Origin of the sequence: Enterobacter cloacae complex sp. 2022EL-00788 (genome assembly GCF_026627565.1) — a bacterium.
Taxonomy (GTDB): domain Bacteria; phylum Pseudomonadota; class Gammaproteobacteria; order Enterobacterales; family Enterobacteriaceae; genus Enterobacter; species Enterobacter pasteurii.
The window spans coordinates 177,468-193,684 of sequence record NZ_JAPNMC010000005.1 but is presented as its reverse complement, the minus strand read 5'-3'; the positions used below and the strand labels follow the sequence as shown (position 1 = coordinate 193,684).

General features: G+C 54.8%; 15 protein-coding genes. 12 read left to right on the top strand and 3 right to left on the bottom strand.

The genetic code is table 11. From position 1 onward, the window contains the following. Window positions 1-10 precede the first annotated feature (10 nt). Window positions 11-514 (bottom strand): non-heme ferritin-like protein, encoded by a 504-nt coding sequence (locus OWK27_RS09825; RefSeq protein WP_148418110.1) that lies wholly within the window; start codon window positions 512-514, stop codon window positions 11-13. 504 nt (window positions 515-1,018) lie between these two features. On the opposite strand from OWK27_RS09825, the gene OWK27_RS09820 reads away from it, so the two are divergent. The 6 genes from OWK27_RS09820 to otsA all read left to right on the top strand — a co-directional run bounded on the left by OWK27_RS09820 (window position 1,019) and on the right by otsA (window position 7,819). Continuing rightward, the gene (locus OWK27_RS09820; RefSeq protein ID WP_267590310.1) at window positions 1,019-1,576 is read left to right on the top strand and encodes a DJ-1/PfpI family protein; all 558 of its coding nucleotides are present in this window, start codon (window positions 1,019-1,021) and stop codon (window positions 1,574-1,576) included. Window positions 1,577-1,892: 316 nt separating this feature from the next. Beyond that, the gene (gene araF / locus OWK27_RS09815; protein ID WP_017384422.1) at window positions 1,893-2,882 is read left to right on the top strand and encodes an arabinose ABC transporter substrate-binding protein AraF; all 990 of its coding nucleotides are present in this window, start codon (window positions 1,893-1,895) and stop codon (window positions 2,880-2,882) included. A 71-nt stretch (window positions 2,883-2,953) separates the two neighbouring features. After that, entirely contained in the window at window positions 2,954-4,468 is a 1,515-nt protein-coding gene (gene araG / locus OWK27_RS09810) for an L-arabinose ABC transporter ATP-binding protein AraG (RefSeq protein ID WP_252003935.1), read from the top strand. A 14-nt stretch (window positions 4,469-4,482) separates the two neighbouring features. Continuing rightward, entirely contained in the window at window positions 4,483-5,463 is a 981-nt protein-coding gene (araH, locus tag OWK27_RS09805; protein ID WP_176611195.1) for an arabinose ABC transporter permease AraH, read from the top strand. Window positions 5,464-5,616: 153 nt separating this feature from the next. After that, on the top strand, window positions 5,617-6,420 hold the full coding sequence (gene otsB, locus OWK27_RS09800) for a trehalose-phosphatase (protein ID WP_176610019.1): 804 nt from the start codon (window positions 5,617-5,619) through the stop codon (window positions 6,418-6,420). Next, window positions 6,395-7,819 (top strand): alpha,alpha-trehalose-phosphate synthase, encoded by a 1,425-nt coding sequence (otsA, locus tag OWK27_RS09795; protein ID WP_148418106.1) that lies wholly within the window; start codon window positions 6,395-6,397, stop codon window positions 7,817-7,819. Before otsB ends, otsA begins: the two co-directional genes overlap by 26 nt. Window positions 7,820-7,834: 15 nt before the next feature. Here otsA and uspC read toward each other — a convergent pair whose 3' ends face one another. Next, complete coding sequence (gene uspC, locus OWK27_RS09790) at window positions 7,835-8,263, bottom strand: universal stress protein UspC (protein WP_148418105.1); 429 nt, start codon at window positions 8,261-8,263, stop codon at window positions 7,835-7,837. A gap of 794 nt (window positions 8,264-9,057) precedes the next feature. On the opposite strand from uspC, the gene flhD reads away from it, so the two are divergent. The 6 genes from flhD (at window position 9,058) to cheW (ending at window position 14,463) form a co-directional block, all read left to right on the top strand. Next, the gene (gene flhD / locus OWK27_RS09785) at window positions 9,058-9,408 is read left to right on the top strand and encodes a flagellar transcriptional regulator FlhD (protein WP_209007143.1); all 351 of its coding nucleotides are present in this window, start codon (window positions 9,058-9,060) and stop codon (window positions 9,406-9,408) included. A gap of 2 nt (window positions 9,409-9,410) precedes the next feature. Beyond that, window positions 9,411-9,989, top strand: a complete 579-nt coding sequence (gene flhC / locus OWK27_RS09780; RefSeq protein ID WP_148418103.1) for a flagellar transcriptional regulator FlhC — start codon at window positions 9,411-9,413, stop codon at window positions 9,987-9,989. Between the two features lie 123 nt (window positions 9,990-10,112). Then, entirely contained in the window at window positions 10,113-11,000 is an 888-nt protein-coding gene (gene motA, locus OWK27_RS09775; RefSeq protein WP_003859696.1) for a flagellar motor stator protein MotA, read from the top strand. Beyond that, complete coding sequence (motB, locus tag OWK27_RS09770; RefSeq protein ID WP_148418102.1) at window positions 10,997-11,926, top strand: flagellar motor protein MotB; 930 nt, start codon at window positions 10,997-10,999, stop codon at window positions 11,924-11,926. Before motA ends, motB begins: the two co-directional genes overlap by 4 nt. Window positions 11,927-11,930: 4 nt before the next feature. Continuing rightward, on the top strand, window positions 11,931-13,940 hold the full coding sequence (cheA, locus tag OWK27_RS09765) for a chemotaxis protein CheA (protein WP_193354659.1): 2,010 nt from the start codon (window positions 11,931-11,933) through the stop codon (window positions 13,938-13,940). Window positions 13,941-13,959: 19 nt separating this feature from the next. After that, complete coding sequence (gene cheW, locus OWK27_RS09760; protein ID WP_003859699.1) at window positions 13,960-14,463, top strand: chemotaxis protein CheW; 504 nt, start codon at window positions 13,960-13,962, stop codon at window positions 14,461-14,463. Window positions 14,464-14,566: 103 nt separating this feature from the next. On the opposite strand, the gene OWK27_RS09755 is transcribed toward cheW, so the two are convergent. Next, on the bottom strand, window positions 14,567-15,826 hold the full coding sequence (locus OWK27_RS09755) for a dicarboxylate/amino acid:cation symporter (RefSeq protein ID WP_148418100.1): 1,260 nt from the start codon (window positions 15,824-15,826) through the stop codon (window positions 14,567-14,569). Window positions 15,827-16,217 lie beyond the last annotated feature (391 nt).

Sequence of the window (16,217 nt, the reverse complement as noted above, 5' to 3'; positions counted from 1 at the left end):
CGAGACGGGCTTAGTGGTGTTGAACGGTGGCGAGGTCGAGAAGATGGCGGTCCGTCTGCTCCAGACCAAGACCCGCGCGTTTTGCATTGCGGATCTCATCTGCGAGCGTTTTCAGCAGCATGCCATCCTGCTGCTGCTCTTTATCCATATCACGTAAGAATTTGAGGGTTGCGATGTCCTGCTGCGCCATGGCTTCATCGGCCAGCTTGCTCAGCCTTGCACAGCGCTGCTCATACTCTTCCAGCGTTTTCTGGAACAGTTCTTCCAGTGAAGAGTAGTTATCTTCAATCGTTTCAAGCTCTTTGACGGTGGGATTGGCACCAAGCGCCTTCAAAAAGTTAAACACGCGCATCATATGCGTGACGTTACTTTGCGCCTGTGAACGAAAGAAGGTAGCAGTGCCGTTCAGGCTTTTTCTGGAACACCACGCGCTAAGGTGCAGATGCAGATTGGAAGCGTAAAACTCCAGGTTCATCTGGGCGTTGAGTTTTTGCATCATCGTTGGGGTAGTCATACTAATATCCTTATTGACTGTTGGACATGATGTCCGCTACTTAACCTGACCCGGCAGGTATTGACGACTGAATGGCAGAATAAATTTTCTGCAAGGTGTAAGCGTTCGAATATTCACTTCCTGTGTTCGATACGAATAAGCATACGCTTCTCTTTCGCTTAAGAAAACTCTTAATTAGGCTGTGTTTACCATACATTACAAAATTAAATATAGTTGAGAATTATAAACAGGTAAACAAATGTACCATCAGTTAACCTGTTGATATTAGTAATTTATAATAACATTCCGCTAATTTCTGTCGTTTCGGGAAACGTTCTTTGGCGAGAAATTCTGTGAAAGAGTTAAAATGGATTTAATATTCATGAATATATCCTGCCGCTGCTAATTTGAGCTAAATCAATTTTTATTAAATATACCGTTCTGTGATCGCGTCGTAAGATTGCCATCCGGTAAATGATGAAAATGAAACGATGTTTTATCTTCTTTCATTCGCTGAGGTTTACGATGGCTAAGGTTGCGGTGCTGCTGGCACCTGGTTTTGAAGAGGCAGAGGCAATTATCACCATTGATATTCTGCGTCGCCTGCAGATTGAGGTAGAAACGCTGGCCTGCGCGGCGTCGCGGGCGGTGGTGAGCTATCACAACATTCCCATGGTCGCAGACGGTACGCTAGCGGAGCGCATCGACACGCTGTATGACGCGGTGGTGTTACCCGGCGGTCCGCAGGGGAGCATGAATCTTGCGGCCGACCGCGACGTTATCCGCTTTGTTGCCGCGCATGACGAGAGCGGCAGGCTGATCTGCCCAATCTGCTCCGCGGCGGCGCGAGTCCTGGGCGGCAACGGGTTACTGAAGGGGCGGCGCTACGTCTGTTCCGGTGACTTATGGCAAACCGTACGGGACGGAGAATACGTGGATGCCCCGGTCGTGGAGGACGGCAACCTGATCAGCGGCAAAGGCCTTGGCCACGCTTTTGACTTTGCGCTGGCCCTTTCCGCGCGTTTGTTGGGAGACGACGCTCCCGTCCGCGAGCATGCCAAACACATCTATTACCCCTGGTAAACGTCCCACCGGGCGCCCGCGCGTCCGGTTAACAGGGACTCCTTAGCTGACCTTATGGATTATTCTGCTTAATCCCCTGCTATTTGTAGGACAATTCTGCCCATTTTTATGTCATTTTCCGCTGAATTTATGTACGCAATTACTGTAATTCTGCGGTGTGATGGCGCTCTCTTATGGATGATTAATTTCCCGCTAAAACTATCACCAGCACTAACGCTTATGACGAGGTAGGCGCTAATGCCTTGTTTTAAGTCCGATTAAATAAGACGTTCGTCATTATTCCCTACAGAAAAGAATGCTAAAGCTGGAGTTTACCATGCACAAATTTACTAAAGCGCTGGCGGCCATCGGCCTGGCTGCCGTTATGTCACAATCCGCTATCGCTGAAAATTTAAAGCTCGGTTTTCTGGTCAAACAGCCTGAAGAGCCGTGGTTCCAGACCGAATGGAAATTTGCTGATAAGGCCGGGAAAGATTTAGGTTTTGAGGTGATAAAAATCGCCGTGCCTGACGGTGAGAAAACGCTGAACGCCATCGACAGCCTGGCGGCCAGCGGCGCGAAAGGTTTCGTTATCTGTACGCCGGATCCCAAACTGGGTTCCGCCATTGCCGCGAAAGCGCGCGGCTACGATATGAAAGTGATCGCCGTGGACGATCAGTTCGTGAATGCCAAAGGCAAGCCGATGGATACCGTACCGCTGGTAATGATGGCGGCAACCAAAATCGGCGAGCGTCAGGGCCAGGAGCTCTATAAAGAGATGCAGAAACGCGGCTGGGATGTAAAAGAGACCGCCGTCATGGCCATCACCGCGGACGAGCTGGATACCGCGCGTCGTCGTACCACCGGGTCCATGGACGCGCTGAAAGCCGCAGGTTTCCCGGAAAAACAGATCTACAAAGTGCCTACCAAATCTAACGATATCCCCGGCGCCTTTGATGCGGCGAACTCCATGCTCGTTCAGCACCCTGAGGTGAAGCACTGGCTGGTGGTCGGCATGAACGACAACACCGTGCTGGGTGGCGTGCGCGCAACCGAAGGTCAGGGCTTTAAGGCGCCGGACGTGATCGGTATCGGCATCAACGGCGTTGACGCGGTGAGCGAACTCTCCAAGGCGCAGGCGACCGGCTTCTACGGCTCTCTGCTGCCGAGCCCGGACGTACACGGCTATAAATCCAGCGAGATGCTCTACAACTGGGTGACCAAAGGGGTTGAACCGCCGAAATTCACCGAAGTGACCGACGTGGTGCTGATCACCCGCGATAATTTCAAAGAGGAGCTGGCGAAAAAAGGACTGGGCGGTAAGTAATACGCTGTGATTGTGCCCCTTACGCGCCGTGAGGGGCCAGACGTACACACTACAGGAATCACGGAGTCGTTATGCAACAGTCTGATCCGTACCTCTCTTTCCGCGGCATCGGTAAAACGTTCCCCGGCGTAAACGCGCTGACCGATATCAGCTTCGACTGCTATGCCGGACAGGTTCACGCCCTGATGGGGGAGAACGGCGCGGGAAAATCCACGCTGTTAAAAATACTCAGCGGCAACTACACGCCCACCACCGGCACGCTGGCCTTGCGTGGCGAAGAGGTGGCCTTTGCCGACACCACGGCGGCGCTAAACGCCGGGGTCGCTATCATCTATCAGGAGCTGCACCTTATTCCTGAGATGACCGTGGCGGAGAACATCTATCTGGGCCAGCTTCCGCACAAAAGCGGCGTGGTTAACCGCTCGCTGCTGAACTATGAAGCGGGCCTGCAGCTGAAACACCTCGGGCTGGATGTCGATCCGCAAACGCCCCTTAAGTATCTCTCCATCGGCCAGTGGCAGATGGTGGAAATTGCCAAGGCGCTGGCGCGCAACGCCAAGATCATCGCTTTCGACGAGCCGACCAGCTCGCTCTCCGCGCGCGAGATTGAAAACCTCTTTCGCGTGATCCGCGAGCTGCGCAGGGAAGGCCGCGTCATCTTATATGTCTCTCACCGTATGGAAGAGATTTTTGCCTTAAGCGATGCCATCACCGTATTTAAGGATGGCCGCTACGTGCGCACCTTCAGCGATATGCAGCAGGTCGATCATGACCAGCTGGTGCAGGCGATGGTTGGACGCGATCTGGGGGATATTTACCACTGGAAACCGCGCGAGTACGGCCCGGAGCGTCTGCGTCTGGATAACGTCAAAGCGCCGGGAGTGCGCACGCCCATTTCGCTCACGGTTCGCAGCGGGGAAATCGTCGGGCTGTTTGGTCTCGTCGGTGCAGGGCGTAGCGAGCTGATGAAAGGGCTGTTCGGCGGCACGCGCATTACCCAGGGGCAGGTGTTTGTGGACGGGCAAAAGGTCGATATTCAGAAGCCCGCGCATGCTATTAACGCGGGCATCATGCTCTGTCCGGAGGATCGAAAGGCCGAGGGCATCATCCCGGTGCACTCGGTGCGCGACAACATCAACATCTCTGCCCGGCGCAAGTTCATCCGCGCGGGATGTCTGATTAACGACGGCTGGGAGGCGAGCAACGCGGAGCACCATATCCGTTCGCTGAACATCAAAACCCCCGGCGCTGAACAGCTGATCATGAACCTCTCCGGCGGCAACCAGCAGAAGGCCATTCTGGGCCGCTGGCTGTCGGAAGACATGAAGGTCATTTTGCTGGACGAGCCAACGCGCGGTATCGACGTGGGGGCCAAACACGAAATCTATAACGTCATCTATGAACTGGCAAAACGCGGCGTGGCGGTGCTGTTCGCTTCAAGCGATCTGCCCGAGGTGCTGGGCGTCGCCGACCGCATCGTTGTGATGCGCGAAGGTGAAATTGCCGGTGAATTGCTGCATGAACAGGCGAATGAACAACAGGCGTTGAGTCTCGCCATGCCTAAAGTTAGCCAGGCTGTCGCCTGAGTAAGGAGTCAATGATGTCCTCTGTTACTACATCCGGAGCGCCGAAGTCGGCTTTCAGTTTTGGCCGCATCTGGGACCAGTACGGCATGCTGGTGGTCTTTGCCGCCCTGTTCGTCGCCTGCGCAATTTTTGTGCCGAACTTCGCCACGTTCATTAATATGAAGGGGCTGGGGCTGGCGATCTCCATGTCCGGCATGGTGGCCTGCGGCATGCTGTTCTGCCTGGCTTCCGGCGATTTTGACCTGTCGGTCGCCTCGGTAATTGCCTGTGCCGGCGTCACCACCGCCGTGGTCATCAACATGACCGAAAGCCTGTGGATCGGCGTATTTGCCGGGCTGATGCTCGGCGTCCTGAGCGGCCTGGTGAACGGGTTTGTGATTGCGCGCCTGAAGATCAACGCCCTGATCACGACGCTTGCAACCATGCAGATCGTGCGCGGTCTGGCCTATATCATCTCCGACGGTAAGGCGGTTGGGATTGAAGACGAGCGTTTCTTCACGTTGGGCTATGCCAACTGGCTGGGCCTGCCGGCGCCAATCTGGCTGACGGTAGCCTGTTTGATCCTGTTCGGTTTCCTGCTTAATCGCACCACCTTTGGCCGTAACACCCTGGCGATTGGCGGTAATGAGGAAGCGGCGCGCCTGGCGGGCGTCCCGGTCGTGCGAACCAAAATCATCATCTTCGTGCTTTCCGGGCTGGTATCGGCGGCGGCAGGGATTATTCTGGCGTCCCGCATGACCAGCGGTCAGCCGATGACCTCTATCGGATATGAGCTGATTGTCATTTCTGCGTGCGTTTTGGGGGGCGTTTCCCTCAAGGGAGGCATCGGAAAAATCTCATATGTGGTGGCGGGTATCCTGATTCTGGGGACCGTGGAGAACGCGATGAACCTGCTTAATATTTCACCTTTCTCTCAGTACGTCGTACGCGGCCTGATCCTGCTGGCAGCGGTGATCTTCGACCGTTACAAGCAAAAAGCGAAGCGTACCGTTTGATTCTTTTTTCAACACCGCAATGCTCAACTATTAACCATAGTTGACCCCCAGACCGGCCCGCCAGTTTCGCTGACGGGCCGGTTGCTAAATGGCGAGCGCCGTCACACTGTCTATACTTACATGGCTGTTTTGCTAACCGTAAGGAGGATTAGGGTGGCTGACCTGTTAACCGCACCGCCTGTACTGCCCGGAAAATTTGCTTTCTTTTTTGACCTCGACGGGACGCTCGCCGGGATTGAACCGCATCCCGATGACGTTGTAGTACCGGATACGGTGTTAGAGAATTTGCAGCAGCTCTCCCGACTGAACGAGGGGGCACTGGCATTGATTTCAGGGCGCTCAATGGCCGAGCTGGACGTGCTCGCCAGTCCTTATCACTTTCCGCTGGCCGGTGTACACGGAGCGGAGCGCCGCGATATCCATGATCAACTGCATATAGTTTCACTCCCCGATACGCTGATTCAGGCGCTGCATGCGCAACTCACTTCGGCTCTGGAAATGCTTCCCGGTACTGAATTGGAAGCCAAAGGCATGGCCTTTGCGCTGCACTACCGTCAGGCGCCCCATCATGAGGCGGCTATTTTTGCGGTGGCGCGAAGCGTGGCGGACGCCCATCCGGAGCTGGCGCTTCAGCCGGGTAAATGCGTGGTCGAGATTAAACCAGCAGGGATTAACAAAGGCGCTGCCATTGCGGCGTTCATGGCGGAGCCGCCGTTCAGGGGGCGCACGCCGGTATTTTTTGGGGATGACCTGACCGACGAGGCCGGGTTTGGGGTGGTAAACCAGGCCGACGGCATGTCCGTCAAGGTTGGACCTGGCGAAACCACTGCCGCATGGCGTCTGGAAAACGTCGCCAGCGTCTGGCAGTGGATATCTGACGTCGCTAACCAGCAACAACAACAAATAGCGCAAAACAACGGGAGAAATCATTATGGGTCGCTTAGTCGTCGTCTCTAATCGCATCGCACCGCCGGATGATAAAAAAGCCAGCGCGGGTGGCCTGGCGGTCGGGGTATTAGGTGCCCTGAAAGCCGCCGGTGGCCTCTGGTTTGGCTGGAGCGGGGAAATCAGCAATGATGAGAAACCGCTAAAAAAGGTGTCACGGGGCAATATTACGTGGGCCTCCTTCGCCCTGAGCGAGAAGGACTACGATGAATACTATTCCGAGTTTTCAAACGCCGTGCTGTGGCCGGCGTTTCACTATCGTCTGGATCTGGTGAAGTTCCAGCGTGAGTCCTATGAAGGCTACATGCGCGTCAACGCGCTGCTGGCGGATAAACTGCTGCCGCTTATCGAAGAAGACGATATTTTATGGATCCACGATTATCATCTGCTGCCTTTTGCAAGGGAGCTGCGTAAGCGTGGCGTGAATAACCGCATCGGCTTCTTCCTGCATATACCGTTCCCGACGCCGGAGATCTTTACCGCGCTGCCGCAGCATGATGAGATTCTGGAAGCGCTGTCTGATTACGACCTGCTGGGCTTCCAGACGGAAAACGACAGGCTGGCCTTCCTCGACAGCGTGTCGGGTAAAACGCGGCTGGTGACGCACGGGGGCAAATCCCACACGGCGTGGGGACGGAACTTCCATACCGAAGTTTACCCGATTGGCATTGAGCCTGACGAAATTGCCGAGCAGGCCTCCGGCCCGCTGCCGCCGAAGCTTGCCCAGCTTAAGGATGAACTTAAGCACGTTAAGAATATCTTTTCGGTTGAACGACTGGATTATTCCAAAGGCCTGCCGGAGCGTTTTCTCGCCTACGAAACCCTGCTGGATAAGTACCCGCAGCATCACGGCAAAATTCGCTATACCCAGATCGCCCCAACGTCGCGCGGAGAGGTTCAGGCCTATCAGGATATTCGTCACCAGCTGGAGACCGAAGCAGGGCGCATAAACGGGCGCTACGGGCAGCTTGGCTGGACGCCACTTTTCTATTTAAATCAGCATTTTGAGCGCAAGATCCTGATGAAGGTGTTCCGTTATGCGGACGTCGGGCTGGTTACGCCGCTGCGTGACGGGATGAACCTGGTGGCAAAAGAGTATGTAGCAGCACAAGATCCTGCTGACCCGGGCGTGCTGGTGCTGTCGCAATTTGCCGGCGCGGCGAACGAGTTAACCTCGGCGCTGATTGTAAACCCGTACGATCGGGATGACGTGGCAAATGCGCTGAACCGCGCGTTAACCATGCCGCTTGCGGAACGTATTTCACGTCATTCGGAAATGATGGAAACCATCGTGAAGAATGATATTAACCGCTGGCAGGCGCGTTTTATCGACGATTTGCGCGCGATCCAGCCGCAAAGTCAGGAAGGTGACCTGCAAAAAAAGATCGCGACATTCCCTAAACTGGCGTGATTTTCTCCGGGGGCGTTAACTGCCCCCGAGAGGCACCAGCAGCACATCCACCTGGCTTGACGAAACGATTGATTTTGCCGAACACGCCGCCCGGGAAAAAAAGCTCTGGTTATGATTACCGCAGATAACCAGGTCAATATTCTCCTTCCTGCACATGGCGAGAATATGTTCGCTTAACTCCCCGGTGGCGATTACCGACTGGTGAACGGGATAGTTTGCCCTCTCTGCCAGCTCGCGCAGAAATTGCTGCGTTTCCTCCTGAAGAACCTCACGAATATCTTCCAGCATCGGCGCAGCCAGCTGATTATACATTTCAGGTTCAGCGGCCAGCGTGATCAGGCTGATGCGGGCATTGTTCGGGCGGGCGATGGAAACGGCGCGGGCGACAAGGTGGTGGCTTTCAGGCGAAACAGCAACGGAAACAAGAAGATGGGAGTAACTCATCACACACTCCTTTATGTCAGAATGACGCGTTTTCCCAGCTTTACCGCGAATCTGGCGCTGCTGCAAGAGGGGCATACGACAGAAATGTGAAGCTTATCATAATTATTCATTAATTATTCTTATAAGAAGAATAACTAAAACCCCGCCCTAAATGAAAATAATTAACAACTTAACGCAAATCACACATTTAACCTTCCGTGCTGTTAAATCGCCTTAATCGATACTCAACGCGGGTGCGATAATTACCCTCCGAAACTACCTTTCCTTTTATCGACGATAACCTACTGTTTTTACTTAATAAACTACACCTGTTTTCTATAGGGGTATACCCAAAAGGCGAAAGGGCAGCGGGTTTACGCTGGCAGGCAATTTCCGTGCCCGATCCGCCATTCCTCTGCATGGGTATTCGATCAATAAGAATATAAATCAGCTTCGATTGTTCGAAAAATAGACAAATTACAAGTCGTGCTGATGGATTTATAGGTTACATTCGCGTAAATTATGTGACGTGGATCACATTTATTTTAAATTTCAGGGGGGGCTGCATTGTATGTGTCAAAACTGACGAGTAGAGTTTGCGTCGAATTAGGAAAAATCTTAGTTATTTGTAAGAAAAGATAAAATGTGTAACCGACTTTTGGGCCATGTCAGCCGGTCACGCGCTTTACGACGTACAAACCTTAATTCAACTATGCATTTAGCCTTTTCTTTTTATACCGGGTGATTTCCCGGCGACATCACGGGGTGCGGTCTAACCGCATAAAAATAATAGTTGGTTATTCGGGATGGGAAAAATGCATACATCCGAGTTGCTAAAACATATTTATGACATCAATTTGTCGTATTTACTGCTCGCGCAGCGTTTGATTAGTCAGGATAAGGCATCAGCGATGTTTCGTCTGGGTGTTACCGAAGAGATGGCAACCATGCTGGGTGGATTAACGCTCCCGCAAATGGTCAAGCTGGCTGAAACTAATCAACTGGTTTGCCAGTTCCGCTTTGATAACCCGCAGACCATTACGCGTCTGACTCAGGAATCCCGCGTGGACGATCTGCAACAGATCCACACCGGTATTCTTCTCTCCACCCGCCTGCTCAGCGAAATCAGCCAGCCTGATGACGTAGCCCGGAAGAAAAGGGCTTAACAATGAGCGAAAAAAGCATTGTTCAGGAAGCCCGTGATATACAGCTGGCGATGGAACTCATTACGCTGGGTGCTCGTTTACAGATGCTGGAAAGCGAGACGCAGCTGAGCCGTGGTCGTCTGATCAAGCTGTACAAAGAATTACGCGGAAGCCCGCCGCCGAAAGGTATGCTGCCGTTTTCGACAGACTGGTTCATGACCTGGGAACAGAACATTCATGCCTCCATGTTCTGTAACGCCTGGCAGTACCTGCTTAAAACGGGCTTATGCAGCGGCGTTGATGCCGTTATCAGAGCCTACAAACTTTACCTTGAGCAATGCCCACAGCAGGAAGAAGGGCCCCTGCTGGCGCTAACCCGCGCATGGACGCTGGTGCGTTTTGTTGAAAGCGGAATGCTTCAACTGTCGCGCTGCAACTGCTGCGACGGCAATTTTATTACCCACGCGCACCAGCCTGCGGGCAGCTTTGCCTGTAGTTTGTGCCAGCCTCCGTCCCGGGCCGTAAAAAGACGTAAACTTTCCCGGGATGCTGCCGATATTATTCCACAACTGCTGGATGAACAGATCGAACACGCTGTTTAACCCGAACCTGTGGGCAAGATTCCAGCAGCGGTAAGCGATTACCGCTGCTTTTTTTTACCCTGCGTTCCGGTAACGCGCTCGAACTGAACGTCCTGCCATAGTCACTAGCGGAAGGATGATGTCGTGCTTATCTTATTAGGTTACCTGGTAGTTCTCGGTACAGTTTTCGGCGGTTACATGATGACCGGCGGGCACCTTGGAGCACTCTATCAACCGGCTGAACTTGTCATCATCGGCGGCGCAGGGGTAGGGGCTTTTATCGTTGGTAACAACGGTAAATCGATCAAGGGCACGCTGAAGGCGATTCCGCTGCTGTTTCGTCGCTCAAAATACACCAAAAGCATGTATATGGATCTGCTGGCGCTGCTCTATCGCCTGATGGCGAAGTCGCGCCAGCAGGGGATGTTCTCGCTTGAGCGGGACATTGAAAACCCGAAAGAGAGCGAAATTTTCGCCAGCTACCCGCGCATTCTTGCCGACGCGATGATGCTCGATTTTATCGTGGATTACCTGCGCCTGATCATCAGCGGCAACATGAACACCTTCGAAATTGAAGCCCTGATGGATGAAGAGATCGAAACCCACGAGAGTGAATCCGAAGTGCCGGCAAACAGCCTGGCGCTGGTGGGCGACTCGCTTCCGGCCTTCGGGATCGTGGCGGCGGTCATGGGCGTGGTGCATGCCCTGGCCTCGGCGGATCGCCCGGCGGCAGAGCTGGGCGCGCTGATCGCCCACGCGATGGTGGGGACGTTCCTCGGTATTTTGCTGGCCTACGGTTTTATCTCCCCGCTGGCGAGCGTTCTGCGCCAGAAGAGCGCCGAAACCACCAAAATGATGCAGTGCGTGAAGATTACGCTGCTCTCTAACCTCAACGGCTATGCGCCACCGATCGCCGTCGAATTTGGTCGTAAGACGCTCTACTCCAGCGAACGTCCGTCGTTCATCGAGCTGGAAGAGCACGTGCGCGCGGTGAAAAACCCAAACCAACAGACGACAACTGAGGACGCATGAAAAACCAGTCCCATCCGATCGTCATCGTCAAAAAGCGCAAGCATAAGGGGCACGGACATGGTTCTCACGGCTCCTGGAAAATCGCCTACGCCGACTTTATGACCGCTATGATGGCCTTCTTTCTGGTGATGTGGCTGATCTCCATCTCCAGCCCGAAAGAGCTTATCCAGATTGCGGAATATTTCCGAACCCCGCTGGCAACGGCGGTGAGCGGCGGGCCGCGCATTTCGAACAGCGACAGCCCGATTCCCGGCGGCGGTGACGATTACACCCAGCAGCAGGGCGAAGTCAAAAAGCAGCCCAACATCGACGAGCTGAAAAAACGGATGGAGCAGGCGCGCCTGAAAAAACTGCGCGGCGATCTGGATCAGCTGATTGAGGCCGATCCGAAACTGCGCGCGCTGCGCCCGCACCTGAAGATCGACCTCGTGCAGGAAGGTCTGCGTATTCAGATCATCGACAGCCAGAACCGGCCGATGTTCAAAACCGGCAGCGCCGACGTTGAGCCCTACATGCGCGATATCCTGCGCGCCATTGCGCCGGTGCTGAACGGCATTCCTAACCGCATCAGCCTGTCCGGGCACACGGACGATTTCCCGTACGCCTCGGGAGAAAAGGGATACAGCAACTGGGAGCTTTCTGCCGATCGCGCCAACGCCTCGCGTCGCGAGCTGGTGGCGGGTGGGCTTGATGATGGCAAGGTACTGCGCGTGGTCGGCATGGCGGCAACCATGCGCGTTACCGACCGCGGGCCGGATGACGCCATCAACCGTCGTATCAGTCTTTTAGTGCTGAACCAGCAGGCGGAGCAGGCCATCCTGCATGAAAACGCCGAAAGTCAGAGTGAGTCACTGGACGATTTAAAACAGCCTGGGGCCGTCCCTTCGGCTGCCGTTCCAACATCGCCACCAGCCAATCCGAGGTGATAGCGTGAGCATGGATATTAGCGATTTTTACCAGACATTTTTCGATGAAGCCGATGAACTATTGGCTGACATGGAGCAACACCTGCTGGACCTGGTGCCTGAGGCACCGGATTCCGAGCAGCTTAATGCCATCTTCCGTGCGGCGCACTCCATCAAAGGCGGGGCCGGTACCTTTGGTTTTACCGTCCTGCAGGAAACAACCCATTTAATGGAAAACCTGCTTGATGACGCCCGACGCGGTGAGATGCAGCTCAATACCGACATTATCAACCTGTTTTTGGAAACGAAAGATATTATGCAGGAACAGCTCGACGCCTATAAAAGTTCGGCAGAGCCTGATGCCGCCAGCTTTGAATACATCTGCAATGCGCTTCGTCAGCTAGCGCTGGAAGCCAAAGGTGAGGCGTCCGCGCCGGTTGTCCCTGCGGCAAAACTGAGCGTTGTCGATGCGGTTGCCGGGACGGATGCTGCGCCTGCCGCACCCGCTGGCAAGCTTCGGGTTGTGCTGTCACGCCTGAAAGAGAACGAAGTCAACCTGCTGGAAGACGAGCTGGGCAATCTGGCGACGTTAAGCAACGTGGTGAAGGGCAAAGACAGCCTGGCCGCGACGCTCGACGGCGGTATTGGTCAGGACGATATCGTGGCGGTGCTGTGCTTCGTTATTGAAGCCGATCAAATCGCGTTTGAAACCGAAGACGCGGCCGCTGAAGCCCCCGCGCCGGTAGAGGACGTTCCTGCCGCGGTGCCCGCCGCGCCGGCGCTGAAGGCGGTACCAAAAGAGACGGCGGCGCCCGCGCGCGGTGAAAAACCGGCGGCGCGCTCCAGCGAGTCCACCAGCATTCGCGTGGCGGTAGAGAAGGTGGATCAGCTGATCAACCTGGTGGGCGAACTGGTGATCACTCAGTCGATGCTGGCCCAGCGCTCCAACGAGCTGGACCCGGTTACTCACGGCGATCTCATCACCAGCATGGGGCAGTTACAACGTAACGCCCGCGATTTGCAGGAGTCGGTGATGTCCATCCGCATGATGCCGATGGAATACGTCTTCAGCCGCTTCCCGCGTCTGGTTCGCGACCTGGCGGGCAAGCTCAACAAGCAGATCGAGCTGACGCTGATGGGCAGCTCCACCGAGCTGGACAAGAGCCTGATCGAGCGCATTATTGACCCGTTAACGCACCTGGTGCGTAACAGCCTCGACCACGGCATCGAGCTGCCTGAAAACCGCGTGGCGGCCGGGAAGTCGCCGGTTGGAAACCTGATCCTGTCAGCGGAACACCAGGGCGGCAACATCTGCATTGAAGTGACTGACGACGGCGCGGGGCTGAACCGCGAGCGCATTCTGGCGAAAGCCGTTTCGCAGGGCATGGCCGTTAACGAAAACATGACCGATGAAGAAGTGGGCATGCTGATTTTTGCGCCGGGTTTCTCAACCGCGGAGCAGGTCACCGACGTCTCCGGCCGTGGCGTGGGCATGGACGTGGTGAAACGTAACATTCAGGAGATGGGCGGCCACGTTGAGATCCAGTCTAAACAGGGCGCGGGCACAACTATCCGTATCCTGCTGCCGCTGACGCTGGCCATCCTGGACGGAATGTCCGTCAAGGTGGCGGACGAGGTGTTTATTCTGCCGCTGAACGCGGTGATGGAATCACTCCAGCCGCGCGAAGAAGATCTGCATCCGCTGGCGGGCGGCGAGCGTGTCCTCGAAGTCCGCGGCGAGTACCTGCCGCTGGTGGAGCTGTGGAAAGTGTTCGAAGTGGACGGTGCCAAAACCGAGGCCACGCAGGGAATCGTTGTGATCCTGCAAAGCGCCGGACGCCGCTATGCGCTGCTGGTCGATCAGCTGATTGGCCAGCATCAGGTGGTGGTGAAGAACCTGGAAAGTAACTACCGCAAAGTGCCGGGGATCTCCGCTGCCACCATTCTGGGGGATGGTAGCGTCGCGCTGATCGTCGATGTATCGGCACTTCAGGGATTAAATCGTGAACAACGTGTGGCGTACACAGCCGCCTGATTAAGTAGAAGGTAATAACATGACCGGTATGAGTAACGTAACGAAACTGGCGGGCGAGCCATCTGGGCAGGAATTCCTGGTTTTCACTTTAGGTGACGAAGAGTACGGTATCGACATCCTGAAAGTGCAGGAAATTCGCGGATACGATCAGGTAACGCGCATTGCCAACACGCCTGCGTTCATCAAGGGTGTGACCAACCTGCGCGGCGTGATTGTGCCAATCGTGGACCTGCGCGTGAAGTTCAGCCAGGGCGATGTGGAGTACAACGACAACACGGTGGTGATTGTCCTGAATCTCGGGCAGCGCGTGGTGGGCATCGTGGTGGATGGCGTGTCTGACGTGCTGTCGCTCACTGCCGACCAGATCCGTCCCGCGCCGGAGTTTGCGGTCACGCTGTCAACGGAATACCTGACGGGGCTGGGCGCGCTCGGCGAGCGTATGCTGATTCTGGTGAATATTGAGAAGCTGCTGAACAGCGAAGAGATGGCGCTGCTGGATATCGCGGCCAATCACGTGGCATAGGTAAACGCAAAACGGCAACCCGGTTGCCGTTTTTAGCGTTTGCATCCTCTCCCGTGGGAGAGGGATGGGGTGAGGGCAACAGGCCTCACCTTTTTTTACACCCTTACGCTTCCTGCTCCACCAGCTCCGCTTGCGCCTCGCGAGCGCCTTCATTCTGCGACAGCATCGCCGTCGCAATGCCGTTCCCCAGCACGTTGATAGCCGAACGCCCCATATCCAGGAAATGGTCGATCCCCATCAGCAGCAGGATCCCGGCCACCGGAATATTAAAGCTCGGAATCGTTGCCGCCAGCACCACCAGCGACGAGCGCGGTACGCCCGCGATTCCCTTTGACGCCAGCATCAGGGTTAACATCAGCACCGTGACCTCGGTAAAGCTGAGGTGAATATTGTACGCCTGGGCAATAAACATGGAGGCGAACGAGCAGTACACCATAGAGCCAACCAGGTTAAACGAGTAGCCGATGGGCAGGACAAAAGAGGCGATATTTCGTGAGCAGCCAAAGCGTTCCAGCTGTTCCAGCGTTTTAGGATACGCCGCTTCGGAGCTGCTGGTGGTAAACGCAACCAGCACCGGATCTTTCAGCATGGTCACCAGGCGGAAAATGTTTTTCTTCAGCACCATGTAGCCCACCGCCAGCAGCACCATACAGGTCAGGAGGATCGCCACGTAGTAACCGCCGATAAAGGAGGCATAGTTCAGCAGAATGCCCAGACCCTGGGTAGCAATGACGGACGAAATCGCCGCGAAAATGGCCAGCGGCGCAACGTACATCACGTAGCCCGTCACCTTCAGCATAATGTGCGATACCACGTCCAGCGCCGCAACCAGCGGAGCGTTGAATTTTTGGCCTAATGACGCGCCGCCGATGCCGAAGAACATCGAGAAGACCACAATTTGCAGGATCTCATTGTTCGCCATCGCGCCCGCAATGCTGGTGGGGATCGTGTGCGACACGAAGGCCTTCAGCGACATGCCGCTAACGGCCAGGCCGGTATCAACCGTCTCTGCCGGAATACTGAGGTTCAGGCCGCTGCCGGGTTGTTCCAGGGTAACAATAAACAGCCCCACCAGGATCGACAGCACGGATGAGCTGATAAACCACACCATCGCCTTGCCGCCCACGCGTCCAATAGTCGACGTTTCACCCAGCTTCATAATGCCCACCGTCAGGGTGCTGAACACCAGCGGGGCAATCACCATTTTAATCAGCCGCAGGAAAATGTCGGTCAGCAGCGTAATGTTCTCCGACCAGGCCTGAATCGCGTCGGGCGAAGCATACTCGTGGATCGCCGCGCCTGAAAGAATACCCGCCAGCATGAAAATCACGATGAAGAGCGTGAGTTTATTTGCACTTGCCACAAAAAGATCCTCTATGCACTAAAAGAGCTCCTGTGCCAACACATGCAAATTTTTTATTTAAGCACAGGAAAATATTCAGGGCATAAATTGAAGTAAAGCTGCGTCACATACAACTTGTTTTTAATTTTTATCGAATTAGTTGTTTTCACATCGCCGATATATCGTGATCGAGATCACACTTTAAGCGATATATCCTCGGGGTAAGCAAGAATAATGCCCGTTTTATTTTCCTAACTCTTTGTAATATTTGTTAATAGTCTGTTAATTCGGGGCGTATTGCCGTCAGAGCGGCGAAAGTGGTTGAAGCAGTATCCATAAACTAAATTCTCTGTAACCGCGGCGAGGGATGTTTAAGCGGGGCTAACATACTGAACAGTATGAATAAAATATG